Origin of the sequence: Castellaniella denitrificans, assembly GCF_042653765.1 — a bacterium.
In the GTDB taxonomy this organism is placed as follows: Bacteria; Pseudomonadota; Gammaproteobacteria; order Burkholderiales; family Burkholderiaceae_B; genus Castellaniella; species Castellaniella denitrificans.
In genome coordinates this window covers 113,685-139,638 of the sequence record NZ_JBHSEZ010000004.1, presented here as the reverse complement: position 1 = coordinate 139,638, position 25,954 = coordinate 113,685, and the positions used below count along the sequence as shown (strand labels likewise).

Genomic DNA, 25,954 nt, shown 5'->3' with positions numbered 1-25,954 from the left:
ATTAGAAAAGGGGTTCGATGAACACCTGGTAAAGTTCGTCGGCTTCGCGCACCTTCGGCGCAAAGGTCTTGAAAGCTACGGGACGGCCTTCTTCATCGAGCAGCATCGCCTCGGACACCTTGATGCCGACCAGCTCACCCGGCTCGATGCGGCCCTCGCACTCGACTGCGTATGGCGTGGGTCGGCTCACGTTGTGCAGCGGCACGCGCAGCACTTCGTGGTACAGGCCAGGCGCGTCGGGATCTGGCGCCTTGGGCGTATCGTCCGGGTTGTGGCCACCATCGCCGAAGGACATGAACGCGAATTTCGCCAGCGGCGCGCCGGCGGCGTGGAAATCGGCGAGGCGCGCGCGCCAGGCGTTAGATATGACCGTCGATGCCATCTGGAATCCTTGTCGAAACGATGCGAGAGTCTGGCTGGGCGGGGCCGCCGACCTTCCATGTGCCGTCCAGCTTCACGCGCCCGGCGTAGGCTGGATCGGGAATGTCGTGGGCGGGGTTGCGCAGCTTGAAGCGGCCGAGACGCGGGCCTTCTGTCATTGGGTTGCGAGGCAGTGGTGTGCCGTCGAGCTTGAACTGCCCGAGCTTCGTGCCGGTGCCGACCTTCCATGTGCCGTCCAGCTTGCGCGGGCGCTTGTGCAACGTCACTGGATCGGGCGTGCGTACAGTGTGCGACAGGCCCAGGCGCTGGCGAGGTCGGGTATCGATGCTGATGTACTTCGCCAGCGCGGCGCTGCTCTCGACGCGGGCTGACTTGAGTTTTGGGCCGGGCACTGCGCCATACAGCTTGCCAATCTGCACCGACCCGTCCAGCTTGAACTGCCCGAGCTTGACGGCCGTACCGTTGCGGCCCAGCTTCCAGACGAATCCGGGACGGGTCGTGATTGTCAGGCCGCTCCAGATCGGAGCATGCACGCGCTTTTGCATCACGAAATGCGACTCGGCGCCAATGGTGACGGTGAAATAGATGCGCAGCAGGTATGTGAACAGTGGCCATGACCGCTGCGGTTTCCATTCCTCGACCAGAGCGCGCAGTTTCGTCAGGACGGCCGGGTTCGACACGTCGGCAAGGTTCAGGCGCACGATGAACTGCGCCCAGTGCTGCACCTGGGGGATGCCCGTGATCGCGCTCAACGGCATGATCTTTCTCGAGCCGTCCAGCTTCCAGGTGCCATCCAGGCGCGGTGGGTTGTACTGCGCGTACATGACCTGCTGTTCGTGCTGATCGATCAGTTCAATGCCGAGGCCCAGGGTGGACAGCGCGCGCTTGAGCGCCCAAGGGGTGCCCTTCTTGCGATGCAGCAACACCGACATGCGGATCGCATCACGCTGCTGCGACTCAGTCGCGGCATCCTCCCAGTTGTCAACGTGCAGCGCCCAGGCCAGCCACGGCAGCGCGTCGCGCGGGCAGGTGTCGGGGTTCCAGAGGTCGGCGATAGGGGTCGGCAGCGCCAGCGGCGTGGCGGCGTCCAGTGCGCGCTCGAACGCGGTTGCGTTGTATGGCAGCAGGCTCATGCGCTCACGCCTCCAGGTGTTACCGTGATCGACGTGCAGAAAGCGGCTTGCCAGCCAGAGACGGCGACCAGCACATCCTGCTCATCGTCGGACTCTGCGGCGGGCAGCGCGGGCGAGGTGAGGTTGACCCGCGCCACACCGGGGCGGCGCAGCGCGGCTTTCAGGCCGGACACCGTGATGTCGTAGCCCAAACGGAACTGATCGTTGACGTAAGCTGTGACCGCCTCGATGGCGGCCTGGATGACAGCGGCCTGCCCAACCCCAGGCAAGCACACAAGGGAGGCGGCGACGGAGTAGAAAATGACCTCGGCAGCAACGGTCAGAGGGGCGTCCGTGAGCGGGCGCACGTCCTCGGCGCTGACCGCCGAGTACGTCGCGTCGAGCAGAGCCTGGGACGGAACGCCGTGCGGATAGTCATCAGACGGCACAGCCAGGATCACGATACGCACGGCGCCAGGCGCCGGACTATCCACATAGGCGTCGAGAACGTCACTGGACACGGACAGCGCGTGGTACAGATAGGACTTTGTCGGCCCGGCCGTTGAATAACTCTCGAGCGACAACTGCGTGCGCCGGCGCAGCCTATCGTCCTTTTCGTCCGGCAGGCGTTGGACGCCGAACAGGACGGCCAGGTTGTCCAAGTCGGTATCCTCGGCGTGGGCCAGCATGGTGGCCTTGGCTGCATTATTGATGCGTGCGCGCAGCAGCAATTCGCGGTACGCGAACACCTCACATAATTTCGTGGCGGGTTCAGACTCCAGAGCCAGCACATCGGCCAACTCGGGGACAACGGCCAGCACGTCGGCCTTGATCGTCGCCAGGATGGTCTCAAAGTCGAGGGGCTCGACGACCGATGGCGGAGGCAGCAGAGACAGATCAATGCTCATGCGGTTACCTCGACGGTCATTGACAGCGGGACTGGCTGGTCACCGTAGACATACAGGCCATAAACCGTCAGCGAAACCCGACCTGGAGAAACCGCGTCGACGGCGACACGCTGCAGCTTGAAGCGAGGCTCCCACAGGCGCAGTGCGCCGGCGGTGGCAGCATAGATTGCTGCCATAATCCGCCGGTTCGTCGGCGCGTCGAGCAGATCAAAAAGGCGCGAGCCGTACTGACGACGCATGACACGGCCGCCAATTGGGGTCGTCAGAATGTCGCGTATCGACTGCTTGAGATGATCCAGGCCGCCGAGCGACTCGCCAGTAAGTGCATTGGTTCCGCTCATGGCGCCATGTTGGGCCAGGGCGGCTGGAGGTTCCTGCGGCGGGGTTATTCTCCCGCTGGGGCCGCGCTGTCCTGCTCGGCGCGGTCAGCCGCCTCGGCATCGAAGTCATCGCGTCGCTGGGCTTCCACGCGGGTGATAAGGCCGCTGCCCTCGAGCGTATGCTCGGCCCGTGTCGCAATCCACTCGCCGTCCGTCAGGGCATCGAAACCCGCCAGCATCAGCGGCATTTCCGCGCAGATGGCTGGGCTTCCGTGCAGAGTCAGGTTCAGGCTGGTGCGCCCGCGCTGGAGTTGGCGCAGCTTCGCCTCGGCGGCGGCCAGCGCGTCACGCTCGGATTTGTACGGATGGCGGATATACATGACAGGATCGCCGCTGCCCGCATACACATATTGCGTTTTTGCGGCGCGACGGTTCCCCCAATGCGCACCCACCCGCGCATAATACTGACGCTCATGGATGGAGGTGCGCCACCCATCGCTGCCTATGGTGTCGGTGGGGACGATGGGCATAGTGGGCAGTGGCTTGCCATCAGCCGTCACGCCTGCGCCGCGTTCGACGAACAGCAGGAACCCTCCGGCCGGCTTCATGACGGCGCCGTACTGTTCGGCCAGGCGGGTGAGCAGGTTAAGATCCGACTCATAGGCCTGATCCAGGTGATCAACTGGCACGTCTCTGAATCTGTCGGCAACCTTTGCCGTCAACCCGTGCTCGCCCGCCACGGTGCTCACGATCTTGCCCAGCGTCGTCTTGTCCCAATCGCGGTTCTTCTGGCTCTTGAAACTCGCTCCCATGTTGGCGGCCTTGCCATGCAAACTAAGCGTGCGCGGCAGGCCGGCGGATTCGACCTCGTCGATGGTGTACTGACCCATATCAAAGAGCGGCTGGCCCTTGTAGCCTAGCGCGACGGTCAACGCTGCACCCGTGCTCGGAATCGCCACGGCATTGTCGCGATTATCGAGAGACAGGTCGAACTGGTCGGAAACGATCCCCGCCTGATCGGTGATGCGCAGCGTGACAAGCCGATCTGCGACCAGGGCGGTGATATCCGCGCTCGCGTGGACAATGCGAAAATCCGGGGTCATGGCCTACGCCCACAGCCGGACGGTTTGCACCGGACGGGCTGAAACGGGGGCATCCGGAAGCGTCAGCTTCAGGCCAGGCGGCAACTCCGCTGGCTGGTATGTGACATGGGGGTTGGCCTTGAGGATGGCATGCACGGCCTGCTCTGTCCCGTATACGCGCCATGCGATGGCGTCCAGGGTTTCGCCGTGGCGGGTGAGGTAGGTCTGCATTTACGCCTCCATGGTGCCCTGATTGGTGGCGTCGGCCGATGGCAGCGGCTCATCGCCACTCGCCGCCATCGCCACGGCAGCGGCAGCGCCGGCAAGCGGCAGCGCGTCTTCCCCATAAATCGATAGGGACAAAGTGAAATCCACTCGCCGAGGCTGGCCATGGGCGTCGAGTTCGCTGCCCGTTTCCTGGATGCTCTCGACAACATAGCGCCCATAGACCATCCCAAAGTGGTCTATCATTTCCTGCGGCTCGCCGCGCGCCGCAGCAGCCCGCAGAACAGTGATCGAGTCGGCGCCACCTGTATAGTGCGGCAGCAGATAGCCATCCAGATCCACGCGCTCATCACCGACGCCCACAAACTGCCGCGCTGGCGTGCGCAGCAGCCTGTCCTGCTTGGCCCACCTATACTCGTTCGTGCGCTTCAGGCTCTGGTGTGCGGCGGTGCCCACCATGAACGGAAAGGCCCCCAGGATCAACAGCACGTCGCCGGCGGGTGGCGGATCGCTGCCATTGAGCGCCTGCAGCAGGCCGATAAGCTGGCCTGCGGCCGCGTCAATTGCAACATTCAGTTGACGCGCACCTTCCTTGGCGAGCAGCCCAACGGCATCCTCGCCAACAGCAGAGACGAGATCATCGATACGGCCAGTCTTCAGCGCGGTGCCTGCAGCGGTGAAACCGTATCGATCAGCCAGGCCGCCAAGCATCTCGGTTGGCTGATCGACGAAGCCCTTTGCCATCTTGATCAAGCTATTGCCCGTGAGGGCATCTGCCGCACGCTTCGCCACGTTGGTGACGTCGATATCAAATCCGATCATGCCCAATCCCCCAGGGCGGCACGCTGGGTGCTTTGGTTTTGGCGACGCACCAACTCGGCAACCCGCCGGGCCAGGGCCTCGGCATCCTCGCCGCTGCGTTGTGTGATGTGAAACTCAAAGTGCTGTGTGACCGCCGCCGCCTGCTGGGCCGACTGCGCTGCCGTGCCGGTCGGAGCGGCCGATTGTGTCGCCAGGCCTGTGAGCCTGGTGGCGGTGGCGACGGTTGGCATACCGGCGGCCAGCGCAGGCTGAAACGCCATGCTCGCGGCCAGGCCCAGGCCGGCCGTGGCGCGGCCCACTGCACGGGCCGTACTGCCAATGCCCTGCGCGGCGCCCGCGCCGACCATCTGCCCCAAGCCGAGAAACACGCGCGACGGTGATTTGATCCCCAGCTTTTCCTTGAACCACCCAATCGTGTTATCGGCGACGTTGCCGATGGCCCCCTTGACCGCGCTGCCCATGCTGCCGATACCGCTCACCAGGCCCTGGATCAGCATGCTGCCAAGTTCGCTGAACTTGCCGGGCAATTCGACCCCGAGCGATGACAGCGCAGAGCTAATGCCCTTGTAAATCAAACCGACAGGCGACCAGTTGACCAGCAACGCCACGACGCTGCCGATGCCCCCAGAGAACGCCGCCTGAACCTGCACCCAGACGTCCGAGAAAAAGCTGGTGGCGCCTGCCCACAAGTTCTTGATGGTTTCCCAGGCGCCGGTGACGACGCTGGTGGCCGACGACCAGAAGCTGCTCCATAGCGGGCCGATCTTGTCCCAATTCGCCCAGACGATGCCAGCGGCCAGCGCAATGACCTTGAGGGCCAGGCCCAGCGGGTTGGCCGTGGCGGCCACGCCCAAGGCCGTCCACGCGACGCGAACCAGGCCGATGCCATAGGACGCTGCCGAGAATGCCACCTTGCCGGCAAGTAGCGTGGCGAACGTCGACCCCAGGACGCCCACCAGGGTCTCATTCTCGCTCATCCACGCCGACACCGGCGCCGCGGCGGCGATGAACTGATTGATGAGTTTCGTGAGCGGCGGCAACAGTGGCGTGATGGCCTTGTCGCGCAATTGAGTGAGCGCCTCGCCAAGCTCCGCCCATTTCTGGGTGGGGTCTTCATTGCGACGACGGGCGGCGTCAGCTTCCACCGTGCCCGTCGAAGATTCGACCTCCGCCTTGATCCGTTTATATTCGTCGATATTCTGCAGCAGCGGCGTGATGAAGGCCTTGACCTGCACGTCATTGAACAGTTCGCCCATCTTGAACGCGTCGCCGTGCGTAAGTTTCTGCACCAGCTTGAGCGATTCCTCAATGGGATTAAGTCCTTTTGCCGCCCAGCCCTTGAACTCCTTTTCCAGGTCGACGCCGAACTTGGCAAAATTCTTCACGGTCAGCGGGGCCGTTATTTTCGCCATGTAGTTCTTCATGTTATTGGCCGCCTCGCTGGGGTCGGCGGCGCCCTTCAGGGCGACCTGCAGCGATGATCCAATGGCGGCGACAGCGGCGGTTCCCGACAGTCCGAGCTTGGCGGCATCAGCGGTCATGGCGGGAAAGTACTTCGCCATGTCCTTGAGTTCAAACCGGCCAGCCTTACCGGCGGCGACCAGCATATCCATCGCCTTGATTGCGTCGCCCGGAGCCACTTTCAGGTTGTCCAGCAGCGAGAACACGGTGCGCGACACGTCCTCCACAGACGCGCCGGAGGCGGTGGCCGTCTTGCCGATGGCTGACAGGGACTGCACGGCCCGGTCGCTATCAAGGCCCGCCGCGACAAGCACCTGCAGGCCGGAGGCCAGGCTCTCGCGCGTCTGGCCGGATTCACGGGCGACGGTGGTGAGCGCCGCGCCGATCTCCTTCATCTTCGCGGCAGGGATATCTGCCGTGATGCCGATGTCGGTGAGCTTCGCCTGCAGTTCCCCGGCGCCGGAGAATGCGGCCTTCAGGCCCGCGCCGATGGCCACGGCATCGAACAGGCCTGCGCGAGCGGAACTCAGCCGCTGCTGGGCGCGCTCCTGCGCCGCCATGGCACGCGCCAGCGACTCTTCACGGGATCGAATCGTCTCCAGGGACTTGCCCAGGCGCCCCAGGCTCCCCGTCTGCTTGTCGGCCGCCGCTGCGGCTTCCTTGTGCGCTGTGGCGGCCTGGCGCACCTTCTCGCGTGCGCGCTCGACACGGGTGGCCAAAGTGCCCTGCTGCCTCTCAAGGGCAGCGGCCCTGTTCTTCAATACCTCCAGTTCTTTGCCGTCGGCGCCGCGCATCGCGGCTTTGACCTGCATCAGTTCGCGGCTGACGGCCGCGAGCTTGGCGCGGCTCTTTTCCAGATCGAACTCAGCGCCCTGCAGGATCTTCAGACGATTGTCTCGGCGACTGATCGACTGGAGAGCGTCGCCGATTTTCAGCAGCTTTTTAGGGGCGGACGTGACGGCATTATTGAACGTGCTGGACAACGTCGCGCCGATGATGACGCCGAGATTCAGATTGTCCATATGGAAGCCCCCAGACTACTTTTTTGCCCCGAGCGGCGCGCGGGTGTGAAAATGCAGCAGGCCGCGATCAATGCCCCCTCGAGGCCTGCTGCTCGGATTTGCGCAGATCCGAAATCTCGCTGGCCCAGCGTGCCAGATCGTCGAGATCCATATCGCGGATCGACTCGACGGAAAACCCCGTCGCCGTTGCGAGGTACGCGCACAACCGCCACGTCTCCCGAGTGCTAATTAAAAAAAACTGGTGAGGGCCTTCTGCAGGGCCGCATAATCTCCCATATCCAATTCATGGAGAGCAGCGGGGGAAACCTCTGCCAGCAGGGCCAGCAAGGCGATTTCACGCTCGGCATTGGAGCCGCCCATCTTTTCGGCCGCCAGGTTGTCTCGCACCTTCGGGCGACGCAGCGTCAGCGACGACACCTGGGCACCATCGATCTCGACCGGATATTTCAGTTCGACAGTCGTGCGATCGCTCATTTCTTGGCTCCCTTCTTCTTCCCGCCATCCTCATCAGCGTCGGCGGCGGGCGCCTCGGCCAGAGCGGGCGCGGTGGGTATCGAATCGACCGGCTCCACGAATCCGATCAGGAAGGTGGCCTGTTTGTCGGTCAGATTCACAATGGCGCCGGCGGCGACATGGCTGTTACCGTGCGGAAACGCCTTTAGTGCGCGATAGGTTTTCATGCGTACTGCTCCTTTAGATTGCCAGATGCTGGCGGGTGGTTTCGAGTTGATCGACGCCGTTGACCACGGCCTTGTAATTCACGGGGTCGATTTCGTAGACATCGGCGCCATCGATCTGCAGCTTGTAATACCGCAAGCTCATCTTGAGCTTGAGCGGCATCTCATCACCGGGCTTCCAGGTGTCCATGTCGACCTCGGTCAGCAGGCCGCGCATCGTGACGACTACGGGCTTTTTCGTGCCGTCGTCGGACACCATGGCGCCGCGCGCCGTAAACGCGAACTGCTCGCCCGGAAGAACGCGCATGAGATTCAGCACGTCCTTATCGAAGGCGTAGAGCGTGGCTTCGGATTCCAGTTTTTCAAACCGGCCCATCGGTACGTCGACCTCGGCGGCCATGCCGCCGGCCTGGTAGCCCATCAGCTTCGGCTTGATGACGGGCAGCTTGATCTCTTTAACGCGCCCGGCATAGCCGCGACCGTCCACAAAGAGGTTGAGGTCATAGAGAATATCCGCGATCATGATCTGTTCCTTTTTCTGTCGTTATCGGCGTGGATTAGGCGGCCACACCAAACACTTCCTCGATGTAGTCGTTGACCAGACGCGAGCGGAACACAATGTGCTCGGCGGGGTACGGCGGCGTGAAATCGAAATCGAAGTACACAATGCCCTGGCTGATCTGATCGGGCGTATTCAGCGCCGGATCGGCCCAGGCGCTACCGCCCAGAATCGCGCCCACCGCGACCAGGTGGCGCAGATAAGCGTTCACGCCCGCCAGGACGTCATCGACGTAGGTCTTCGTGATATTCCGATCCACCGCCCACATATGGGCGCGCAGTAGGCTCTCGTTGATCATGTCGGCAGTGCGCCGGACAGACAAGAATGCCCACTTCGGGTCGGACGAGCAGGTGCGATTCCCCCAAAGACGGTAGCCGTCCTTCTGAATGATCGTGGCCACCTCGTTTTCGTTCAGGTAATTGGCGCGCGCATTCACATCGCCCAGGACGAAATCGACGGCGCGCGCCGTGCCCGTGATGCCGTACATTTCGGTGTTCGAGGGCGACCACCAGAATCCGCGATCATTGTCCGAGCGGGCAATCATGCCAGCAGCGCGGGCCGAGGCTGGCTGCAATGCATCGGCGTTGGCTTCGGTGTCCCACACCTTTACCCACGGATCGATGATATAAACGCGCGGGGAGCCGAACTTCTCGCGGTAGCTGATCGCATCCTGATCCGTCGTGTTCGGGCCATCGGCCAGGATCACGGCGCGCAGCCGCTCGGCAATGCCCATCATCTCGGACACGACGGCCTGATCGTTCGTCCAGCCCGGTGCCACCAGGATCTTCGGCTGTACCTTGACAATGCTCTCCGCGCCCAGGAAGGCCTGGACGCCTTGATACTGCCCCACGGGGCTGACGCCGCCAATGATGTTGCTCTTCGTCTGCTCGGGCGTGTCGGCTTCCTCGACGCGCACAACCACGACCATGGCGCCGGCCTGGTCGAAGATCGCGTCGATAGCGGCGGGAAGTGTGCCGGACGCGCCCAGCGGCGCGGCCTCCAAACGGCTGCCGGCGATCAGCACCGGCACGTTGATGGGGAACGCCTCATCGGCGCCGCCACTCATAAACCGGGTGGAACTGGCGAGCACCACGCCGGCGCCCGTGGAACCGTCCGTATCATCGACAGTCACCAGGGCGCTCGCGGCGGCGCTTGCCGTCACGGCGGCGGCGATCAAGGTAGCCGTCGAGGTAACGACGCCCTCGGCGTCCGTGGCGAGGGAGATGGTGATCGCGGTGCCGGAGACGGACACCTGCAGCACGGCATCCGGTGCGCCAGGATCTCGGTATTTGATCGATATGTTGTTGCCAGCGGCGCCGGGCGCGGTGGCGGTGTACGTCAGCGCCGTGTTGGCCGACACAGAACCCAGGGTCAGGGAGGCAGTAGCCTGCGGCTGAGAGTCGGGTGCGGTGCCGATGAGGCCGATCACGCTGGATCGGACAGTGGAAATGGGGCGGGCGCCGTAGTCGAGTTCGACAACCTCAACGCCGTGCAGGAACTGTTCGGGCATGTGGATGCTCCTTTGGTTGGAGATACGCACATGTTGAATTTCAAACGCCCGGACTTCCTGCGGCGGGGTACAGGTTACGGATGAGGCTTGCTGACGTCGGCGCCGTCGCCCTGTTCCGTGTGTGTGTGACCCTTGAGGCTGATCTCGTCGGCCTGGACGTCGCCGCCCTTGACCTTGACGCCGCCTTCGAACTCCGCTGCCGCCCCGCCAGCGCCGCCCGAAACCGACATGCCGCCCTTGACCGTCAATTTCTTTTCGATGGTGGCATTGCCGGTGATGGTCGTTTCGGGCGCGTCGACCTTCGCGCTGGGCGTCTTGACCGTGGCCGGCCCCCCGGCGTCGACGTTCACGGGGCCGGCGACTTTGATGAGCAGCGATCCGGCGGCACGGTCATGAGTGATGGTGTCTCCGTTCTTGTAGCGAATGATGTGCAGATCCGGACTCGCCGCTGGCTCCGAAAACTGATCCGAATAAAGTGCAGGGCCAACGGAGGCCCCCTCCATTAGCCCCGATGGGGCGATCACTTCCACCTGCTCGCCGATCTCGGGCGCCCACCAGTCGATATCGCCACCCGCCCGGCGTGTTTTCCAGGGGAGCCAGCCAGTGGTGAAGTCGTCGCAAAACACGCGCACCTTGCCATGCGCATAATCGGTTTCGACGATGGTGCCCACCCTTACCACATTTGCCAATCGGCGCTCGAGATCGGACAGGCGGCGCTCAAGGTCGGCCAGGCCGCTCATGCTATGCGCTCATAGTCGTCGGCATGATGCTCGCCAATGGCTGGACTCTGTCCGATGTGGATCTCTGACGGCGTAACGCCTGGCGCCTCGAGTTCACCCAGGGCGATCTCGATATTGAATTCCACAACCCAGCAAAGATACCCGTCAAGTGCTGGCCGGAAGGCATCGTCACCGGCGCGCGACAGGCGAATGTGGCCGTGCCCAGGAACGGGCCGGCGGATTTCGTGCAGGGCGACAGCGACGCGGGCCGCAAAGGCGCGCAGCAAAAGATCGGCGCGGGCCTGATTCGGGTCGAACAGGCAGTACGCATTCCAGCGGACATCGGCAAGCAGTCGGGAGTCGCCCGCCTCCTGCATCGGTTCAATATCGTCGATATCGAGATAGACCGCTGGCAGCTTCAGGCTGCGCTTTTGTCTGGGCGGCGGATCTGCGCTGACGGTCGGAACATCCGCGAGCTTGGCGCGCAGGCCGTCTGCCAGGGCGTCAGCGAAATCGATAATCGTCGTCATGACGCGGCCTTTTTCAGTGCCTTGCTGAACTCGTACCGCAGTTCCTGACGCATGATCTCCAACAGCCGGGCCTCGGTTTTCCTTACCGCCTCGCGCAGCGCGTCGGCGCCCACCTCGTCGATTTCCATTTTTGCCAACTCCAGCGGAAAGCGGCCGGGGCCGGTGCGGCGATACACGCCGCCACCGTACCTCTGAATGGGAAACGCGCCCTCGAAGAAATGGCGGCCAACCTGGGTGCCAGATCCGCGTCGCTTCGGGATGCCGAGGCGCCGGGCGGCCAGGGAATTCAGCCCGAGCCAAACCTTCTGATCGAGGCCGCTGCCCTTGGTGTACGTCCGCAGGCGCTGACGGATGATCTTCTGCTGAATGCGCAGTTGTGCCGACATCGTGCGCGCGGCCTGGCCTTCCGTCCACTTCGCGGTTTTCCTGACAGCGCGCCGGGCGGCGCGTCGGCACGCTTCCTTGGAAATCTGAAACATGCCCAGCAGGCGATCAAGATCCTCGCGGGAGAACTCTGCGGTGAAGTCGATCATGGCTGCACCTCGCGCAACACCAGCGCGGAAAACCCGGTGCCGTCCGGCTCGATGCCAACCACCTCGAATGTGCAGCCAGACGGCGCAATGAGACTCCCTGCCGGTGCCACGACGATGCTGCCCTCAGAGGCCGATGCTGCCACGCTATCACGCACCCGCAAAGTCGGCTCGACGACCCCGGTGTGCATAGTGCCCAGGCTGGGCTGAATCCACGGCGCGGCAAACATGCCACGCACTGGCGCCCCGTCCAGGGTGGCAGCATCGGACAGGTGAACGATGATCGCCGCGTCCATGCGGGCACCCAAGGCACTGAAATCAGGCATCGGGTGCCTTCGCGATTGCCGGCTTGCCATCGCTGTCCAGCGTCACCGTGCCCGGCGTCATCGCAAACCGCCGGATGTCCGCGTCCGAATGCTGCGCGGCGCCCGTGGTTCCGAACCAGAACGCCAGGGTCTGCTTTAATTCGTTGAACCAGTACCCAATGACGGTGCCGATGGTGAGACTCGCTGTGGCATCGCGCAGCAGGCCCTCGGCCATGCCGGAAAACACGAACCACACGATGGCAATCGCGCCACTCAGCAGCAATATCGTGATGGTCGGGCGCACCCAATCACGCGGCTGCTGTGCGGCCAGGCGCCGTGCGCTGTCCCTGTCGGCGGCTTCGGCGGAAAACTGCGCAGCGGCGGCCTGCAGTCGATTCTGCTCCGCAGTCACAGCCAACTTCTGCAGTTCAATCTTGGAGTTGACCTCCAATTCCTTGAGCTTCATGGCGGCATCCGGATCGCGCAGAATCGCGTCGGACACTGCATCGGGCGTCGCGTCGGTGCCGAGGGCGGTGGAAATCAGTCCACCCACCGCAGCGCCGGCCGGGCCGCCCAGAATGCCGCCGAGAATCGGGGCCGCCTTGCCGACGACCCCTGCAACGTCTTTCCAATCCATCACGAATCCTCCGCCGCATATTTGAGATTTCCGGCCACCCGCCGCGCCCAGCCCTTGCCAAACGTCGGCCATGTAGACAATTTCGTATAAAACTCCAGGCGCTCCGCGTTGAACCGCGACAGCACGTCCGTGACGGACATGGCACGCACTGCCGCCAGCGTCACAGGGCCGACAACACCATCGTCGGCAACATCCACGGCGCGCTGCAGGAACCGGATGGCCTGGCCGATGCCGTGGTTCACGGCAGCATCGAAAAGCTGAAACGCAATTGCGGGGTCATACTGATCCGCCTGGGCGCGACCCCAGTACGCCGTCCGGTAAATTTTCTTGGCCTGATCGCGGGTGAGGTCGCGCATGCTGCCCGTGTAGCCCGTCTCGCGGGCCGTGCGCAGCGTGATGCCCCAGTTGGTCTCGCCGCCGGGGTCGTCCGGGTGGTCGACGTAGCCGCCCTCATGTCCGATCAGGCGGTCGAACGCGGAATCGAAGTTCATCACGGCGCACCCGTCAAAATCTTGTTGATCACCATGGTGCCGACCGCGCCCGCGACAGCCCAAACGCCGTTGATCACCCAGCTTGTTGTGAGCCGCTGCATGGGCTGGAACCGCTCCAGGGCGGCCAGGCGCTTCTCGATATTGGAGATGGCATTAAAGGCGCGTTCCAGGGCCGATGCCGTATGGGCGTGCCGTTCCTCCAGCCGCGTCAAACGTTCCAGCGCCGCCGCAACCTTGGTCATGGTGCCATGCACCTCTTCCAGATTGCGGCGGATGACCCCGATCTCGACGCGCAAGGTGTTATCGCGGTCGTCGGACATGCTTACGCCTTGATCGTCAGTTTGATGACCGCGCGCGGCCGGGTGCAGATGCTGATGGGGTTGGACTGCGCCTCGACCAGGATGCCCTTGCCTAACGGCTTGGGTTCTTGCTTGGAGTAGTACGGCAGGCCGATGGTGTTGGCGGTCTCGTTATAGTTCGCCGGCGCGAAGCGCGTGATGAACATATCCTCGACGCCCTCGGGGAACAGGTATGCCTCGCCGTCAGCGATGAACGGGGAAGCCCCGATGCCGCCCTTGAACTCTTCGAGCGTCACTCCCGCGAAATCGAAGCCAGCGCGGGGATCATTCCGGGCGAACTGACCGGACTCCCAGCGCTCATAGGCTTTCAGTACCTTGTCATGCGCAATGAACGTGCGGAAAAACGTCTTCCCGCAGATCATCCGGACGCCAGTGCTGACCTCGTTTCCAAGGGCGGATTCCATCTTGTCCTTCGCGCCGAGCAACTCGCCGCGAATATCCGCGCTGGCAACGTTCAGCGACAGTTCATGCGTCTGTTGCGTCAGGGCGAACTGCGTGAACAGGTTGCTGATGACGGTAACGCCATCCGCGTCGACGATGGTGCCCTTGATGGCGCCGACGCGCTGATATTCGATGGTGGCATCGAGACGGCGGCGCATTTTCCGCAAGCGCTTGTTGACGAAGGCCACCATGGTCTCTTCGTCTGACGCCTTGCCGAAAGCGCGCAGATTCTGCACGTCATCGGGCTTGATGGTGTCCTGGGTGGGCAGGTGCGTCGTGGGAAACAGGACAAGGCCACGGGTGCTGCCCCCGGTCTGGTTCGGCGTATCGCTGTCGCGTGCCTGATTGGGGACAAGGGTCAGCGTGTCCGCGTCTTTCTCGATGCCCAGGCTTGTCGTGGTGATGCCGTCTTCCTGGAACAGGCCCAGCGTGGCGAGGCGCGACGGAAGGGCTGGGGCCTCATTGATGGCTGCGGTCAGTTCCTGCAGGGAAAATTTATCGGAATCGAAAATGCCGAGATTCATGCTTTGCTCCTTGGATCAAGCGACTTTGTTGGCCGCCTGGCGGGCGGAATAGATGTTGCGGAAATCGAGCCTCTTAGCGACGGGCTTATCGTCCTGTGGTTCGGTAGGGGCGTCCGATGGGGCATGCGCGCTGATATCGGGCACGCCGGCGGCACGGGCGGCCGTCAGGCGGGCGCGGGCCGTCTCTACGGACACCCCCGCCAGCACCAGCAATTCGGCGTCGTCAGGGCGCCCGGCGGACTTGGCCAAGGCCAAAATCTCGCGGGCCTCATTCAAACGCTGGGTGACCGACGGAGCATCGGCCGATGCGCGGATAAGCGGTGCCGCGAGGGCCGCGAAACCGGCATCAACGCATGCCGTGGCGACCGCATCGGCAGACATCGGATCGGACGCTGGGACGTTCGCCGGATCGGTAGACGGATCAGCAGGAGGATCGGAAGGCTCCGTTTTCGGGTCGGTGACGTCCACCAGCGCCTTCGGAGCCTTGTGGAATTTCGCCTGGGCGTGCTCGGACAGGTGTGCCTGGGCGGGCAGCGCGTCAAGAACCACATCGGCGAAACCGGCAGCGACCGCCTCCGCGCCATTGAGCCATGTCTCGGCCGCCATGATCGCCTCGACCTCGGCAACGTCCTTGCCGGAGCGCTCCGAATAGATGGCCGCGTAGCTATCGTTCAACTTCTTCATGACGTCCGAGGCGGCGCGCAACTCGCTGTAATCGCCCACCGCAACAGAAAACGGGCTGTGAATCATCAAATACGCATTGGCGGGCATTTCGATGCGGCCCGCAGCCATGACGACCGCGCTGGCGGCGGACGCTGCCAGGCCTTCCACGCGGGCCGTGATGCGGTCGCGAGCGCGGGCCATGACGTGATAGATCGCCAAAGACTCCAGCACCTCGCCGCCGTCCGAATGGACGGACAGCAAAATCTGGGCGTCAGCCGGAATGGCGCTGAATTCGGCAATAAACTCGCTGGCCGTCACGCCCCAATAGCCAATGTCGCCGTGAATGGATATCTCGTACTGCGCGGCTGGCTGGCCCTCGGCGACCGGCGCGCCATTGGACGCCAGCGCCTTGATTTCATACCATTTCTTCTTCATAACCTGGTTCCTTTCCTGTCCGGGGAGAAGCTGCGGTCATAGTGCGCCCCTCACTTGGCGGGTTCCTGCGGCGCGGTTTCCTCCGGAGTCGGCGTGGTAGAGGCGGTCGGCGACGGAGGTAATCCAAGATCGCGCTCACGCTCCAGGTCGGCCGCAATCTCACGGTCGATCAACTCGGCGTCGTACCCGCGCTCGAGCAATGCCTCGCTGCGACTCTTCAGTTTGTTGTTGATCGCCAGGACGTCAGCCTGGATATCCTGCACGGGCTGGATGTACGCCCAGCCGTGCGGCGTCCAGCGCGTGAGCTTCAGATCGCTCTGCCCCGTTGGCAACGCCCCCGACAGCACGGCCGCATCCACCCAGGCACGGCGGATCGGGTCGCAGAACTTCGGCACCAGGACATTGCGGATCAGCGCCATCGCGCGGCGCTTGTACTCATTGATGGCGACGCGCACCACGCGGTCATTGATGTCGCTATAGTCGCCCGTCAGGAATGGGTACGGAATGCCCAGGGCGGCGGCGACGATGTGCAGTTGAGCGCGGGTAAATTCCCGATAGCCGGACGGCGCACCGGGCGGTTCGGAGAATGTGACGTCTTCACCCTCGGACAATTCCTGCAGCAGGCCTGGCTCGAACTCCAGCGCGGGCTGCTCTGACGGCTCTGTCGGCAGGGGCTGGTTGTCGGGGCCAATGGGTTGAGACAGTGGATCGGACGCGGGCCGGGTGATAAACCCGACAAACAAATTGGCGATCTTCTGCCGAATAAGCTGCGCGTCGTCGAATTCGTCCAGATCCTTCAGGCGCACCAGCACGGGCGCAAGCGCCGGGACGCCGCGTAACTGCCCCGGTCGGGTGGACTCGAACAGGTGCAGCACCCGGCGGGCATCAACGCGCACCGGCTCATTGTTCGTGATGTTGATGTCGCCCGGATGGTTCGGGTGCAGCCAGTAGGCCACGCGCCGGCCACGCTTATCCAGTTCGATGCCGTCGATGATCCGGTGCCCGTTGTCCAGGGTTTCGTTCTTGAATGGAAGATGGTCTGACTCGATGAGCCGGATTTTCAGCGGTATGCCTGTCGCCTCATCCGGTTCAAGCAGCGCCAGAACTTCGCCGGACTCCAGCATGGAGCGCATCGCCAGCGTCTGCAGCCCGTAAAAATCCGTCTGCCCATCCGCGTCGCATTCCAGCGACCATGCCTCCCAGGAATCGATCAGGCGCATGCGCATGGTCTCGGCCTGCGCCAAAGGCTTCGGCGAAACGCCGATCCCGATGAAATCCGACGTCATGCGGTCAATCGCGGCGCGGGCGATGGCATTGTTGCGGCAGGCATCGCGGGCGCGGGCGCGCAGAAGCGCCAGGCGCATATGCTCGCGGCGCGGGGAACTGTCCCAGGGAAGCCAGGCGCGCAGGCGGCGGCCTACGCTGGCGGCCTCATGCGTGCTGGCTTGAGGCTTGGTGGTGTGACCGAAAAGGCGGGCAAGCAACCCCGGCGGCTTGCGAACGGCCGACGATGCGGGCCTCATAGACCCTTCCCGATTTGAGTGCAGGCCCAAATGCGACCGGACAGCGGGACGCGCTGCGGGCCGAGTTGCCGCACGATTTCGGCGCGCAGAGTGCGCAGTTCGTTGGCTGTGACTTCCTGGTATTTGACCAGGCGATCAGTGAACCGGATTTCCGTGACACGCTCGCCAGAGGACAGCGCAACGATGGCGCTGTCGATGGCGGCGAGGTCTTCTGCTGTATAGGCCATGCTGGGCGGCGTCCTGATGTGGATGCCGCCCAGTCTGACTGCTGGGGCGTGGGGCTTCCTGCGGCGGGGTTTGCTGGCAGGTCAGCGGGGCCGGCTTACTCGACGGGACTGACGGAGAGCATCAGGCCTGTCACGTCGCTCGCGCCAGCCACATACTCGATATTACCAACGGTCTTTTTGACAGATTCGCCTGTCTTGATGTTTTCCAGTGCCTGCTGGGTCATGGCCATGACTGCATCAGCGACCTGCTTTTTTGGGGCGTCCGGGTTGGCCGCCTGGGCGGCCGCGAGCAGAGTGGCAACGGCCTTCACACTCTCCGTGCCAGTGCCTCCGGAGACGACCAGCATCAGCCCTTTTGTCAGGCCGCTCTGCTTGCTGACGGTGCCGACCATGGCGACGTTGGGGCCAATGGCGCGCTTGAACGTATTATTGACGGGGCCATCCTCCACGTCGAACTCGGCGACCTTGTAGCTGTCATCCACGGCGCCGACGATGCTATTGAACCGCTGCCGGAACTCATCTGGAGAAAGGCCCAGGGTCGCCTCCCGCTGGACTTCCTCTGGCTTTGCTGCGCCCGCCGCGCTGCTGTCCGTGGCCACCTGGGCGGCCTGCTGCGCGGGTGCGGCGGATTCCGCTGCGACAGCGGAGGCGGGGGCTTGACGTTCTGGCTTTGGAACAGCGACAACGAATGCAACGAGCAGCACCAGAAATCCGGTGCTGTATACCTTGGCGACCTTGCCGCGCGTGGACTCAGCACCAAGAAACACCTTGGTCGGCTTCACCAGGCCAAACACCAGCAGCACCAGGCACGCAAGGGCCAGTATGAAAAGTAAAAGTGCCATGCTCATCGTTGATTCCCTTTTCTGACCATCGGTCGGTGGCAGTTACAAAAACTCACCGACCGATGATAGCATCACCCGAGCGGCGTCAGTCAGTCGGTTCCGGGGATGGGCGTGTAGTCGCGTTCAGAACTGCACCAGCGACCTCGACAAGCAGGATCGCGGCGGCGCGCGCCGCCTCGCTGTCAATCTCATCGGCGGCCAGCAAGAGGCTGTGCGTCGTCGCCAGGACGTCGGCGGCGCAATGCAAAGCCGCATCCTGTGAAACGCCTGGGCGGACAGAGAGCAGATGCTCCGACAGGCCGCAGTTGAAGAACGAAACCTCATGGGTATTTGAAACATTCATTATCCACTTCCTTTTATATGTTACCTATGAGGAAGCCTGCCGGAAATCCTGAACTTTCGCTTAAATACCCTCGATCCTATTCCGGATAGTCTGGCATCCAGTCTCGAGAAGCCTCATACCAGTGGGCAGTCGCCACGTTGATGACATCAGCCTCCGGCGTTCCATCCAGAACATAGAAAAACCTTCGCTCATCGTTAAGGGCGAGCACTTGTAAAGAGTAGGTATCTACGTCATGGTTCATTCCGCCGCATGGCGGGCGGGCCATACGGATGTAACTCTTTGGAGGCGCCGCTACGGTCACGTGTTCGCCGTTCCTGTCGCCCCCGATTAAAACCACAGTTGCTTGGTCGCTCATTCTGTACCTTCATAAAGGAAGCCTGCCGGATTTCCCGGAATCGCGCTCAAATACCCATGGCGGCGCGCTGGACTGACGGTGCTAAGCATCCGATATTGCAGCCCTAATCACGTTGACATGAACGCTGTTGCAGTCGACGAACAAAGAGCCTCTGTAACCCAGCGACAGGGAGACGACGGAAGGATAGCTGGTCGGCCACCCCTCTACGTCTCGCATAACCCAATCCTCACAATGGTCTGAAAACTCCGCCTTGATCGCCTGGCGAAATCCGGCCTGTGTGCGTACCAGATAGATCCCCGCCGCAATCTTCATCATGTTGTCCATCACGACCCGTCCTTGTTCGATTTCAGCACCTGGCCGATCAGTGCATGATACCGGGCATACGCGAAGCGTCGCATGTGGGCCTTGAAGGCATCGCACTCATCCCAGACCTGCCCCTTGAAATCGCCCGTGCCGCTGCGCATGGCATCGAACTCAATATAAGCCCGGTCTATCAGGCCCTCGATATCGTGGCGCTGCAATTTCTCCAGCGCAGCCGCCTCGATATCGCGGGCGAATTCCTCATAGGTGGCAGCGCGGGATTCGGCCGCGCGGATCAAGGCCATCACATCGTCGGCCGACAACACGTTTTGATGAGCGAGTGTCATGATGATTCTCCGGATTTAGTGGCGGGCTGCTGCCCAGGTTTTGCGGGACGATTTGTGCGCTTGGGTGTCTGGCCGCCACGCCCACCGCGCACCTGTGGGCGTTCCAGTTCAAAGAGAGGTGCGGCGATGCGGCCGGTCTTTTCCTGGGCGACGGCCTCGGCCGCGAACCGGCCGATCTCGCCCATGTCCTCGACCTCGCGGCGGGTCATCACCATCACCTGCGCAATCTCGGGCCAGGCCAGGCCACGCGCCCGCAGGTTGTGAACCTGCCTGGCCTTGCGGATTTCCTCGAACCACGTCAGGCGCGGCACGAAGATCTGGGCGCCCGGCCAGGCGGCGCTCAACCGACGGGCGGCCTCTTCGCCGATCACCTTGGCGATGACGCTGTGCTCCGGGCGAGTGTCGGGCACAACGATGTTGCGCCCACCCCACCAGGCGGCCAGCAGGATCGTGGCACGCAGGCCGATCTCGGCGGCGATATCGTCCAGCACGGTGTTCTTCTGGCTGGCTGCGATTTTGTTGTTCATGGTCGTGTCCTCTGGTCGGGTTATCGGGGTGACAGCGCGCGGCTGACGGCGCGGCGGCGCCGCGCTGGCGCAGGCGCTGCCGTATGGTTGGGATCTGGTGGTGGGGGTGGCGGCTGATCCAGGTTCACGCGGGACAGCCGCATCGCGGCCGTGGCGTACACCAGGCAGTCCAGGGTCTCATTCCTGGCACGGATCTGCACCCATTCCTGAAAAGGCCGGGTGCCGCGCACCTTCGTGACAAGTTTCTCGGCGCCAAGCTGCGCGAAATACTCATCGTCGAACGCGGACTCGCGGGGAAAATGGATGTAGCCTGGGCCGATCTTGTCCATCTTGAGGCGCGCGTAAATCAAGGCCTTGCCCTGGTCAACGCCAATAGGCTCGACGGCGTGCTGGTGCTTGACCCGGCGGCGCAGGCGCGCGATGCGGCGCTTTTCATCCTCGACCAGCGGGCGAGCCGTGCCCGCCAGGCCCTTGCCGGGAACAGCCCAGCGGCGCGTGGCGCAGAACTGGTACACCATGCTGGTGTTGTAGCCAGAGTCCACCACGGCCTGGCGCACCCTGTGCTCGACCAGCGACTCGCCGAGCGCCGTCCATACTTCCGGCTGGGCCGTGTCTCCCGGCAGAATCACATGGTCGATCAGCCAGGCTTCCTCTTTCTCGCCCCAGCCGACGTAACTGACCTCGAGGCGATTTTTCTGGACGTCCACGCCGGCAGTGATGAGCCGAAACGGCAGCGCCATCGGGTCGTAATCCTCCAGGCGGGAGATCAGCGAGAGATCCTCGATGCTGTCGCCCTGCTCGGCCCAGGCCTCGCCCAGATAGGTGTTCACAAAGGCCTTCATCTCGGACGTGTCGCCCTGGCAATCCAGCCACTTCTGGGCGATGTCGCGCCAGGACACGCCCAGGCCAACGGGCGCGTACAGCGCATTGATGTGGTAGCCGCGGGTGCGCTTGATGCTGGGCCGGGCTGGTATCCACTTGCCGTGCGACAGCATGTCGGTCTTGCTGGACTCGGGGATCTCGGCGTGGCAATTCTTGCAGACGTACCAGGCCGACAGCACGCGCGGGCGTAGAACCTCGCCGGTTTCTTCGTCGACGGGCGGCGCAGTACGCCATTTCAGGCCGTGATCGGCGACGCCCGTGCGGTCGAACTCCAGGTGCTGCAGCGTGTGGCAGGACGGGCACGGCACATGGTAGCGGCGCTGGTCGCTGCGGGAATACAGCAGGCTGATGCGGCAGCGCCCGGCGACCGTGGGCGTGCTGATGAAATACGACTTCGCGCGGCTGTATGTGCGCTGCCGGTTTTCGATCAGCGTCATCGGGTCGCCCTCGCCGCCGACGTCCCAGGGGAAGGCGCTGACCTCATCGGTGATGACGTAAGGTAGGTGATCGGAACGCAGGGAATCCGGGCTGTTCGCGCCGCTGCGGATGATGCGGGCGTGGGCGCCGTATTCGACCACGTCGGCCCGGTTCGTCTTGTCGCGCGCCGAGCGCGAGATCAGGCCCGCCAGCGCTTCGGTCTCTTCCACCATTTTCGCCATGCGCGGGTTGAAGGATCTGTCGCGCAGTTCCAGCGTGGGCATAACCACCAGCATGTCTTTGTTCTGCAGGTGGTGCATGACGTAACCCACCCAGTTCATCATGACCTCGGAGCCGCCCACACCCGACGATTTCTTGAACACGACGGAGCGCACCGGGCTGTGCTCGGAGAGCGCATCCATGATCTCGCGCAGGTACGGCGTAAGCGCCGTGTTCCAGCGGCCCGGCGCATTCGTGCCAGAGCGCAGCCAGCGGTGGCGGTCGGCCCACTGGCTGACCGTCAGTAGATCGCGCGGTTGCGCGCCACGCTTGAACTGCTCACCGGCTGGGGGCAACGCCGTGCAGGCCTGCTCAACGTCGACGCCGATGCCGGTGAGCGCGGTGTGGATGGCATCCGACAGCAGATAGTGGACGCGGGTCTCGTCGGTTTCACCGTCGATGGCCATCGCCAGCACGCGCGGTATGCCGCGCATCGCCGTGTTCAGTGCGGCGCGCATCGCGGCGGCGGCCGCCACGACATCCTTGTGGCTGGCCGTGTCAGCCAGCGCGGCGTCATATGTGGCTTTCGCCTCCAGCGCCCGCAGTTTTTCGCGCTCGGTTTGCAGGTCGGATAAGGTCGCCATCAGTGCAGCCCTACACCATCTCGGCGGCGCGGGCCGCCATGATTTCGTTGAAAGAGGCCCCATCCCCCTCCAGGCGCGCCCCCCCCCCCGCTATAGTCCTGCCAGCGGCGCACGATCACGTCGACGTACCCGCCGTCAAGCTCCATCAGCCGGGCTGACTGGCCGAGGCGATCCGCCGCCATGAGGGTGCTGCCAGATCCGCCGAAGCCGTCGATGACGATGTCACCGGCCCGCGATGACGCGCGCAGGTTGCGCTCGATCAGGCTGACGGGCTTCATGGTCGGGTGCTCGCCATTGCGCGCGGGCTTGTCGTGATAGATGACAGATCCGAGGTGCTGCTCGAGCGTGGCGCTGGGGTCGACGATCAGCAGGTCATCGCCCGCCTGGACGGCCCAGCGGCCATCGTCCAGACGTCGAACCGCGCCACCTTCGCCGTGCTCGAGGATGGTGGTGAGCTTGCGCCCGCCATACCAACGGTGCGCGGCGCCGGGCTTCCAGCCGTACAGAATCGGCTCATGCATCCACTGGTAATCCGACCGGCCCAGCACCATGGTGTTCTTGCGCCAGATCAGGCACCCCGACAGCTTGAACCCGGCTTCGATAAAGGCGCTGCGGAAATTCAGGCCCTCGGTATCGGCGTGGTAGACATAGATTGGGGCGCCCGGCACCATGACGTCGAACACGGCTCGGTAGAAATCGAGCAGGAACTGGCGGAAGTCGCCAGCCGACATGGAATCGTTCTGGATCGTCAGGCGATCCTTCGTCTTGCCCTCGTAGGCCACGTTGTACGGTGGATCAGTCACGCAGATATCGGCGCGATCATCGCGCATGAGCCTGGCCCAGGCCTTCGGGTCGGTGCTCGAGCCGCACATGACGCGGTGGCGGCCCAGCGTCCAGACGTCGCCTGGGCGGCTCACCGGAACGTCGGGCTTCGGCGGTGCGGCATCGGGGTCGGTGGCGCCCGTGGGCGCAGCATCCAGTTCAGCCAGCAACACCTTGATCTCATCGTCGGCGAAACCAGTCAGGCCCAGGTCGTAGTCCATGTCCGCCAGATCCCGCAACTCGGCGGCGAGCATCGCCTCGTCCCAGCCCGCGTTCAGCGCCAGCTTGTTATCGGCGATCACGTAGGCGCGTTTCTGGGCGTCTGTCAGGTGGCCCAGGCGCAGGCACGGCACTTCGGCCATGCCCAGCCGGGTGGCGGCCAGGATGCGGCCGTGGCCCGCAATGACGCCGCCCTCGGCGTCAATCAGGATCGGGTTCGTGAAACCGAACTCCCGGATCGACGCCACGATCTGGGCCACCTGCGCATCGCTGTGCGTGCGGCTGTTGCGCGCATACGGGACAAGCCGGTCGATGGGCAGGCTTTCAATCTGCATAGTCGGCCTCGAAGAACCCGAGCCGCCCGCGCAGCGGCCGAAACGGCAGAGGCCTGGCGTCAGCCAGCACGAACCCATACCTACCAAAGAACCATGGGGATGCGTGATCCGTGACACACCCGGTGATCACGGCCTGACCGACGATGCCACCGCGCTCCAACGCGTCGAATGCTGGAATGGCGATGCCGAGAGATCGGGCCAGATCCTGGCACCCATCGTACTCATCGCGTGTCATGCCCTTGGATGCGTGGATCAGAATCGGGCCACGCTGGTGCGTAGGCCAGTCACGGTTCTCGACGGGCTTGTGGCCGTTGACGATGAGCCAAGCCCAGGGCTGGCGAATGGACAAGACCTTCATAGCGGGCCACCCTGGCGTGCGACCGCGCGATCCAGGCGATCAATTTCGGCGAGAATCAGAGCGGCCGCCTTGATCAGGTTGCGACGGTGTCCGGCTGGCTTCCACCACGACTGATCCCACGGCCAAAGCGTTTTAATGGCGTACAGTCGGCCCGAACGATTGGTGCCGTGCATGGCGTAGCAGGCCGCTGCAACTGCCATTTCACCGCCCACATGTTCGTCATCGTGCTCCGACGTCCACCCCTCGGCCTCGACCTGCCGGGTGCGTTCGTTCAGGACATCAAAGACAGCGGGAACGGGCAGCGAGCATGGATCTGCTTGCGCCCGAAGGGATGACCAATAGCTCTCGACGTGGGTCATGATTTCCCTGGTCAGCGCGGGCGTGATCCTCTTGCCAACATAGGCATCAAGAAGGGAGACGCCCTGCTGTTTCTCGAACCATTCGGCGAAATCCGGCTGTTTCCCGGCGGCGGCCAAACGGGCCTGCAGGATCGGCCGCACAGCGGCGTCAATGGCCTGGCGCAGTTCATCGTCCAGTTCGATGGCGCCGTAGTTGCTTTCGATGGCATAGGCGCTGCCAAGCTGCTTTGCCAGCGCGTAAGAGATGTCGTCGTGGTTCATTCCTGGTCTCCGGTGGATTGCGCCGCGCCCAGCGCGGCCTGGAAGTTGAAATAGCCCTCGGTGAGCCATTCCGTGCGGGTCTGGCTCATGGGCGGCATGAGGTTGGCGGGGATGACCATCTTGCGGGCCAGGCGCTGGGCGTGGGCGCGGTCGCGGTAGGTCTGCTGCGGGCGGCCCGCCACCCAGCCAGGCTGACGGCCGACGAAGCCCACGAACTGCGTTTCAGCCTGGGGCCAGCCCTGGCGCTTTTCACGGCGAAACCACAGCAGATAGGCCGTGTGCAGTTGCCGCCCGGTGCAGGGCACGAAGGGCAGCGGGTCGGCGTCGTCGGCCAGCACCACGGCGCCGTGCTGCCAGGCCAGCAGGAACTCGGCCTCGGGCCGGGGCGCGGCCAGCGCCTCGGGCGCCGGGGCCTCGATGCCCAGCAGCGCCATGGCGTCCACGCCGGTCAGGCTGGCGACGGTACGGTTTGCCGCGACGATGGCGGCTTCACGCTGCAGGCCCAGGCTGCGTGCCGCGCGCACGGCGGGCGGGATCAGCCAGAAGGCGGTGTTCACGCCGCGCATGTCGGCGGCGGCCGGCTGGGCGAAGTAGCTGCCGGTGCGCCGGATGGTGGGCAGGACGTCCTCGAACACCCAGCGCTCGAACCGTTCAGCGGCGGGCAGACGACTGCCCACCACCAGGCGGTACAGATCCGGCTCGGAGATCAGACGGACGTCCTGGATGCCGCCGGCGGTCGGAAGGGGGTGGTGTTTCGCCACCCCCCTGCAGTGTTGCTTGATGGCATTGACGGTGTCGGCATACCCCAGGGCCTCGGCCACGTCACGACCGACGAACCAGGCGCTGCCGTCATCACCGGCCACGGCGCGCACGGGGTGCTGATCGAAATCAAAGGGGATCAGGCTGTTCATGGCTGGCCCCCGTTGATGGAATCGATCAGGGCGCTGGCGCCCTCGAGCAGGAACAGGCCGGCGGCATACTGGTCGTCGTCGCCCATCTCGCTGGAATTGACCAGCAGGCCATGGGCCGTGCGCAGCATGCTGGCGGCCTGGGCCAGCGCGGTATCGGCGCGCACGCCCTCGCGCACGGCGAACAGCGAGTAGCCGCTGGCATCGGCCAGGCAGAACGGGGTTTCTTGGGTGGTGGTGGCCTGGATGCTTCCAGGTGGGGCGACAAGCGCGGGCGCGCGCCAGGATTTACCAGTCATGGCATGACTCCTTTGTGGTGGTCGGGAGCCGCCGCCTCGCTTCCAAACGAGGTG

35 protein-coding genes are annotated in these 25,954 nt (G+C 63.9%); all 35 read right to left on the bottom strand.

Annotated elements, in window-relative coordinates:
* Position 1 precedes the first annotated feature (1 nt).
* The 35 genes from ACFO27_RS06755 to ACFO27_RS06585 all read right to left on the bottom strand — a co-directional run bounded on the left by ACFO27_RS06755 (position 2) and on the right by ACFO27_RS06585 (position 25,900).
* Positions 2-382 carry a hypothetical protein gene (locus tag ACFO27_RS06755; protein ID WP_376816651.1) on the bottom strand — a complete coding sequence of 127 codons (381 nt, stop codon included), beginning with the start codon at positions 380-382 and terminating at the stop codon, positions 2-4.
* Positions 360-1,514 carry a phage tail protein I gene (locus ACFO27_RS06750; protein ID WP_376816650.1) on the bottom strand — a complete coding sequence of 385 codons (1,155 nt, stop codon included), beginning with the start codon at positions 1,512-1,514 and terminating at the stop codon, positions 360-362. The genes ACFO27_RS06755 and ACFO27_RS06750 overlap by 23 nt, the downstream gene beginning before the upstream one ends.
* Entirely contained in the window at positions 1,511-2,401 is an 891-nt protein-coding gene (locus tag ACFO27_RS06745; protein ID WP_376816649.1) for a baseplate assembly protein, read from the bottom strand. The genes ACFO27_RS06750 and ACFO27_RS06745 overlap by 4 nt, the downstream gene beginning before the upstream one ends.
* Complete coding sequence (locus ACFO27_RS06740; protein ID WP_376816648.1) at positions 2,398-2,742, bottom strand: GPW/gp25 family protein; 345 nt, start codon at positions 2,740-2,742, stop codon at positions 2,398-2,400. Before ACFO27_RS06740 ends, ACFO27_RS06745 begins: the two co-directional genes overlap by 4 nt.
* Positions 2,743-2,786: 44 nt before the next feature.
* Positions 2,787-3,824, bottom strand: a complete 1,038-nt coding sequence (locus tag ACFO27_RS06735; protein ID WP_376816647.1) for a contractile injection system protein, VgrG/Pvc8 family — start codon at positions 3,822-3,824, stop codon at positions 2,787-2,789.
* Between the two features lie 3 nt (positions 3,825-3,827).
* Positions 3,828-4,034 (bottom strand): tail protein X, encoded by a 207-nt coding sequence (locus tag ACFO27_RS06730; protein ID WP_376816646.1) that lies wholly within the window; start codon positions 4,032-4,034, stop codon positions 3,828-3,830.
* Positions 4,035-4,850, bottom strand: coding sequence for a phage tail protein (locus ACFO27_RS06725; protein ID WP_376816645.1), 816 nt, complete (start codon positions 4,848-4,850; stop codon positions 4,035-4,037).
* A complete protein-coding gene (locus ACFO27_RS06720; RefSeq protein WP_376816644.1) occupies positions 4,847-7,333 on the bottom strand; it encodes a phage tail tape measure protein in 2,487 nt (828 codons plus the stop codon). The genes ACFO27_RS06725 and ACFO27_RS06720 overlap by 4 nt, the downstream gene beginning before the upstream one ends.
* 228 nt (positions 7,334-7,561) lie before the next feature.
* Positions 7,562-7,807 carry a phage tail assembly protein gene (locus ACFO27_RS06715; RefSeq protein ID WP_376816643.1) on the bottom strand — a complete coding sequence of 82 codons (246 nt, stop codon included), beginning with the start codon at positions 7,805-7,807 and terminating at the stop codon, positions 7,562-7,564.
* Entirely contained in the window at positions 7,804-8,013 is a 210-nt protein-coding gene (locus ACFO27_RS06710; RefSeq protein ID WP_376816642.1) for a hypothetical protein, read from the bottom strand. Before ACFO27_RS06710 ends, ACFO27_RS06715 begins: the two co-directional genes overlap by 4 nt.
* Positions 8,014-8,026: 13 nt before the next feature.
* Positions 8,027-8,533, bottom strand: a complete 507-nt coding sequence (locus tag ACFO27_RS06705; RefSeq protein ID WP_376816641.1) for a phage major tail tube protein — start codon at positions 8,531-8,533, stop codon at positions 8,027-8,029.
* Between the two features lie 34 nt (positions 8,534-8,567).
* Entirely contained in the window at positions 8,568-10,079 is a 1,512-nt protein-coding gene (locus tag ACFO27_RS06700; protein WP_376816640.1) for a phage tail sheath subtilisin-like domain-containing protein, read from the bottom strand.
* A gap of 74 nt (positions 10,080-10,153) precedes the next feature.
* Positions 10,154-10,819, bottom strand: a complete 666-nt coding sequence (locus ACFO27_RS06695) for a phage baseplate assembly protein V (protein ID WP_376816639.1) — start codon at positions 10,817-10,819, stop codon at positions 10,154-10,156.
* Positions 10,816-11,328 carry a hypothetical protein gene (locus ACFO27_RS06690; RefSeq protein ID WP_376816638.1) on the bottom strand — a complete coding sequence of 171 codons (513 nt, stop codon included), beginning with the start codon at positions 11,326-11,328 and terminating at the stop codon, positions 10,816-10,818. Before ACFO27_RS06690 ends, ACFO27_RS06695 begins: the two co-directional genes overlap by 4 nt.
* The gene (locus tag ACFO27_RS06685) at positions 11,325-11,861 is read right to left on the bottom strand and encodes a phage tail protein (RefSeq protein WP_376816637.1); all 537 of its coding nucleotides are present in this window, start codon (positions 11,859-11,861) and stop codon (positions 11,325-11,327) included. Before ACFO27_RS06685 ends, ACFO27_RS06690 begins: the two co-directional genes overlap by 4 nt.
* A complete protein-coding gene (locus tag ACFO27_RS06680) occupies positions 11,858-12,184 on the bottom strand; it encodes a head-tail joining protein (protein WP_376816636.1) in 327 nt (108 codons plus the stop codon). The genes ACFO27_RS06685 and ACFO27_RS06680 overlap by 4 nt, the downstream gene beginning before the upstream one ends.
* Complete coding sequence (locus ACFO27_RS06675; RefSeq protein WP_376816635.1) at positions 12,177-12,800, bottom strand: hypothetical protein; 624 nt, start codon at positions 12,798-12,800, stop codon at positions 12,177-12,179. The genes ACFO27_RS06680 and ACFO27_RS06675 overlap by 8 nt, the downstream gene beginning before the upstream one ends.
* Positions 12,800-13,291, bottom strand: coding sequence for a glycoside hydrolase family 108 protein (locus ACFO27_RS06670; protein WP_376816634.1), 492 nt, complete (start codon positions 13,289-13,291; stop codon positions 12,800-12,802). Before ACFO27_RS06670 ends, ACFO27_RS06675 begins: the two co-directional genes overlap by 1 nt.
* Positions 13,291-13,611, bottom strand: coding sequence for a hypothetical protein (locus ACFO27_RS06665; protein ID WP_376816633.1), 321 nt, complete (start codon positions 13,609-13,611; stop codon positions 13,291-13,293). The genes ACFO27_RS06670 and ACFO27_RS06665 overlap by 1 nt, the downstream gene beginning before the upstream one ends.
* 2 nt (positions 13,612-13,613) lie before the next feature.
* Positions 13,614-14,615, bottom strand: a complete 1,002-nt coding sequence (locus ACFO27_RS06660) for a major capsid protein (RefSeq protein ID WP_376816632.1) — start codon at positions 14,613-14,615, stop codon at positions 13,614-13,616.
* A 15-nt stretch (positions 14,616-14,630) separates the two neighbouring features.
* Positions 14,631-15,713: a head maturation protease, ClpP-related gene (locus ACFO27_RS06655; protein ID WP_376816631.1), complete on the bottom strand. Its 1,083-nt coding sequence runs from the start codon at positions 15,711-15,713 to the stop codon at positions 14,631-14,633.
* A gap of 50 nt (positions 15,714-15,763) precedes the next feature.
* The gene (locus ACFO27_RS06650; RefSeq protein WP_376816630.1) at positions 15,764-17,236 is read right to left on the bottom strand and encodes a phage portal protein; all 1,473 of its coding nucleotides are present in this window, start codon (positions 17,234-17,236) and stop codon (positions 15,764-15,766) included.
* Positions 17,233-17,463: a hypothetical protein gene (locus tag ACFO27_RS06645; RefSeq protein WP_376816629.1), complete on the bottom strand. Its 231-nt coding sequence runs from the start codon at positions 17,461-17,463 to the stop codon at positions 17,233-17,235. The genes ACFO27_RS06650 and ACFO27_RS06645 overlap by 4 nt, the downstream gene beginning before the upstream one ends.
* Before the next feature lie 95 nt (positions 17,464-17,558).
* Positions 17,559-18,311: a hypothetical protein gene (locus tag ACFO27_RS06640; RefSeq protein ID WP_376816628.1), complete on the bottom strand. Its 753-nt coding sequence runs from the start codon at positions 18,309-18,311 to the stop codon at positions 17,559-17,561.
* 79 nt (positions 18,312-18,390) lie between these two features.
* On the bottom strand, positions 18,391-18,648 hold the full coding sequence (locus ACFO27_RS06635; RefSeq protein WP_376816627.1) for a hypothetical protein: 258 nt from the start codon (positions 18,646-18,648) through the stop codon (positions 18,391-18,393).
* Positions 18,649-18,724: 76 nt separating this feature from the next.
* A complete protein-coding gene (locus ACFO27_RS06630; protein WP_376816626.1) occupies positions 18,725-19,003 on the bottom strand; it encodes a hypothetical protein in 279 nt (92 codons plus the stop codon).
* An 81-nt stretch (positions 19,004-19,084) separates the two neighbouring features.
* Positions 19,085-19,327, bottom strand: a complete 243-nt coding sequence (locus ACFO27_RS06625) for a hypothetical protein (RefSeq protein WP_376816625.1) — start codon at positions 19,325-19,327, stop codon at positions 19,085-19,087.
* Entirely contained in the window at positions 19,327-19,650 is a 324-nt protein-coding gene (locus tag ACFO27_RS06620; protein ID WP_376816624.1) for a hypothetical protein, read from the bottom strand. The genes ACFO27_RS06625 and ACFO27_RS06620 overlap by 1 nt, the downstream gene beginning before the upstream one ends.
* Positions 19,647-20,177 (bottom strand): hypothetical protein, encoded by a 531-nt coding sequence (locus tag ACFO27_RS06615; protein WP_376816623.1) that lies wholly within the window; start codon positions 20,175-20,177, stop codon positions 19,647-19,649. The genes ACFO27_RS06620 and ACFO27_RS06615 overlap by 4 nt, the downstream gene beginning before the upstream one ends.
* A 20-nt stretch (positions 20,178-20,197) precedes the next feature.
* Positions 20,198-22,339, bottom strand: a complete 2,142-nt coding sequence (locus ACFO27_RS06610; protein ID WP_376816622.1) for a phage terminase large subunit family protein — start codon at positions 22,337-22,339, stop codon at positions 20,198-20,200.
* The gene (locus ACFO27_RS06605; protein ID WP_376816621.1) at positions 22,339-23,715 is read right to left on the bottom strand and encodes a site-specific DNA-methyltransferase; all 1,377 of its coding nucleotides are present in this window, start codon (positions 23,713-23,715) and stop codon (positions 22,339-22,341) included. Before ACFO27_RS06605 ends, ACFO27_RS06610 begins: the two co-directional genes overlap by 1 nt.
* On the bottom strand, positions 23,705-24,073 hold the full coding sequence (locus ACFO27_RS06600) for an ASCH domain-containing protein (RefSeq protein ID WP_376816620.1): 369 nt from the start codon (positions 24,071-24,073) through the stop codon (positions 23,705-23,707). The genes ACFO27_RS06605 and ACFO27_RS06600 overlap by 11 nt, the downstream gene beginning before the upstream one ends.
* Positions 24,070-24,693, bottom strand: a complete 624-nt coding sequence (locus ACFO27_RS06595; protein ID WP_376816619.1) for a hypothetical protein — start codon at positions 24,691-24,693, stop codon at positions 24,070-24,072. The genes ACFO27_RS06600 and ACFO27_RS06595 overlap by 4 nt, the downstream gene beginning before the upstream one ends.
* Positions 24,690-25,604 carry a BRO-N domain-containing protein gene (locus tag ACFO27_RS06590; protein ID WP_376816618.1) on the bottom strand — a complete coding sequence of 305 codons (915 nt, stop codon included), beginning with the start codon at positions 25,602-25,604 and terminating at the stop codon, positions 24,690-24,692. Before ACFO27_RS06590 ends, ACFO27_RS06595 begins: the two co-directional genes overlap by 4 nt.
* Positions 25,601-25,900: a DUF3077 domain-containing protein gene (locus tag ACFO27_RS06585; protein WP_376816617.1), complete on the bottom strand. Its 300-nt coding sequence runs from the start codon at positions 25,898-25,900 to the stop codon at positions 25,601-25,603. Before ACFO27_RS06585 ends, ACFO27_RS06590 begins: the two co-directional genes overlap by 4 nt.
* Positions 25,901-25,954: the final 54 nt, after the last annotated feature.

Excerpts from the sequence above, each read along its gene's own strand:
- ACFO27_RS06635 (WP_376816627.1), bottom strand. The coding sequence starts at position 18,648 with ATGAATGTTTCAAATACCCATGAGGTTTCGTTCTTCAACTGCGGCCTG.
- ACFO27_RS06735 (WP_376816647.1), bottom strand. The coding sequence starts at position 3,824 with ATGACCCCGGATTTTCGCATTGTCCACGCGAGCGCGGATATCACCGCC.
- ACFO27_RS06670 (WP_376816634.1), bottom strand. The coding sequence starts at position 13,291 with ATGAACTTCGATTCCGCGTTCGACCGCCTGATCGGACATGAGGGCGGC.
- ACFO27_RS06610 (WP_376816622.1), bottom strand. The coding sequence starts at position 22,339 with ATGGCGACCTTATCCGACCTGCAAACCGAGCGCGAAAAACTGCGGGCG.
- ACFO27_RS06600 (WP_376816620.1), bottom strand. The coding sequence starts at position 24,073 with ATGAAGGTCTTGTCCATTCGCCAGCCCTGGGCTTGGCTCATCGTCAAC.
- ACFO27_RS06645 (WP_376816629.1), bottom strand. The coding sequence starts at position 17,463 with ATGGCCTATACAGCAGAAGACCTCGCCGCCATCGACAGCGCCATCGTT.
- ACFO27_RS06660 (WP_376816632.1), bottom strand. The coding sequence starts at position 14,615 with ATGAATCTCGGCATTTTCGATTCCGATAAATTTTCCCTGCAGGAACTG.
- ACFO27_RS06640 (WP_376816628.1), bottom strand. The coding sequence starts at position 18,311 with ATGAGCATGGCACTTTTACTTTTCATACTGGCCCTTGCGTGCCTGGTG.
- ACFO27_RS06650 (WP_376816630.1), bottom strand. The coding sequence starts at position 17,236 with ATGAGGCCCGCATCGTCGGCCGTTCGCAAGCCGCCGGGGTTGCTTGCC.
- ACFO27_RS06585 (WP_376816617.1), bottom strand. The coding sequence starts at position 25,900 with ATGACTGGTAAATCCTGGCGCGCGCCCGCGCTTGTCGCCCCACCTGGA.
- ACFO27_RS06680 (WP_376816636.1), bottom strand. The coding sequence starts at position 12,184 with ATGCCTGATTTCAGTGCCTTGGGTGCCCGCATGGACGCGGCGATCATC.
- ACFO27_RS06630 (WP_376816626.1), bottom strand. The coding sequence starts at position 19,003 with ATGAGCGACCAAGCAACTGTGGTTTTAATCGGGGGCGACAGGAACGGC.
- ACFO27_RS06690 (WP_376816638.1), bottom strand. The coding sequence starts at position 11,328 with ATGACGACGATTATCGATTTCGCTGACGCCCTGGCAGACGGCCTGCGC.
- ACFO27_RS06605 (WP_376816621.1), bottom strand. The coding sequence starts at position 23,715 with ATGCAGATTGAAAGCCTGCCCATCGACCGGCTTGTCCCGTATGCGCGC.
- ACFO27_RS06665 (WP_376816633.1), bottom strand. The coding sequence starts at position 13,611 with ATGTCCGACGACCGCGATAACACCTTGCGCGTCGAGATCGGGGTCATC.
- ACFO27_RS06715 (WP_376816643.1), bottom strand. The coding sequence starts at position 7,807 with ATGAGCGATCGCACGACTGTCGAACTGAAATATCCGGTCGAGATCGAT.
- ACFO27_RS06615 (WP_376816623.1), bottom strand. The coding sequence starts at position 20,177 with ATGAACAACAAAATCGCAGCCAGCCAGAAGAACACCGTGCTGGACGAT.
- ACFO27_RS06720 (WP_376816644.1), bottom strand. The coding sequence starts at position 7,333 with ATGGACAATCTGAATCTCGGCGTCATCATCGGCGCGACGTTGTCCAGC.
- ACFO27_RS06685 (WP_376816637.1), bottom strand. The coding sequence starts at position 11,861 with ATGATCGACTTCACCGCAGAGTTCTCCCGCGAGGATCTTGATCGCCTG.
- ACFO27_RS06745 (WP_376816649.1), bottom strand. The coding sequence starts at position 2,401 with ATGAGCATTGATCTGTCTCTGCTGCCTCCGCCATCGGTCGTCGAGCCC.
- ACFO27_RS06620 (WP_376816624.1), bottom strand. The coding sequence starts at position 19,650 with ATGACACTCGCTCATCAAAACGTGTTGTCGGCCGACGATGTGATGGCC.
- ACFO27_RS06710 (WP_376816642.1), bottom strand. The coding sequence starts at position 8,013 with ATGAAAACCTATCGCGCACTAAAGGCGTTTCCGCACGGTAACAGCCAT.
- ACFO27_RS06750 (WP_376816650.1), bottom strand. The coding sequence starts at position 1,514 with ATGAGCCTGCTGCCATACAACGCAACCGCGTTCGAGCGCGCACTGGAC.
- ACFO27_RS06655 (WP_376816631.1), bottom strand. The coding sequence starts at position 15,713 with ATGAAGAAGAAATGGTATGAAATCAAGGCGCTGGCGTCCAATGGCGCG.
- ACFO27_RS06740 (WP_376816648.1), bottom strand. The coding sequence starts at position 2,742 with ATGAGCGGAACCAATGCACTTACTGGCGAGTCGCTCGGCGGCCTGGAT.
- ACFO27_RS06595 (WP_376816619.1), bottom strand. The coding sequence starts at position 24,693 with ATGAACCACGACGACATCTCTTACGCGCTGGCAAAGCAGCTTGGCAGC.
- ACFO27_RS06590 (WP_376816618.1), bottom strand. The coding sequence starts at position 25,604 with ATGAACAGCCTGATCCCCTTTGATTTCGATCAGCACCCCGTGCGCGCC.
- ACFO27_RS06625 (WP_376816625.1), bottom strand. The coding sequence starts at position 19,327 with ATGGACAACATGATGAAGATTGCGGCGGGGATCTATCTGGTACGCACA.
- ACFO27_RS06705 (WP_376816641.1), bottom strand. The coding sequence starts at position 8,533 with ATGATCGCGGATATTCTCTATGACCTCAACCTCTTTGTGGACGGTCGC.
- ACFO27_RS06755 (WP_376816651.1), bottom strand. The coding sequence starts at position 382 with ATGGCATCGACGGTCATATCTAACGCCTGGCGCGCGCGCCTCGCCGAT.
- ACFO27_RS06695 (WP_376816639.1), bottom strand. The coding sequence starts at position 10,819 with ATGAGCGGCCTGGCCGACCTTGAGCGCCGCCTGTCCGATCTCGAGCGC.
- ACFO27_RS06700 (WP_376816640.1), bottom strand. The coding sequence starts at position 10,079 with ATGCCCGAACAGTTCCTGCACGGCGTTGAGGTTGTCGAACTCGACTAC.
- ACFO27_RS06725 (WP_376816645.1), bottom strand. The coding sequence starts at position 4,850 with ATGATCGGATTTGATATCGACGTCACCAACGTGGCGAAGCGTGCGGCA.
- ACFO27_RS06730 (WP_376816646.1), bottom strand. The coding sequence starts at position 4,034 with ATGCAGACCTACCTCACCCGCCACGGCGAAACCCTGGACGCCATCGCA.
- ACFO27_RS06675 (WP_376816635.1), bottom strand. The coding sequence starts at position 12,800 with ATGGATTGGAAAGACGTTGCAGGGGTCGTCGGCAAGGCGGCCCCGATT.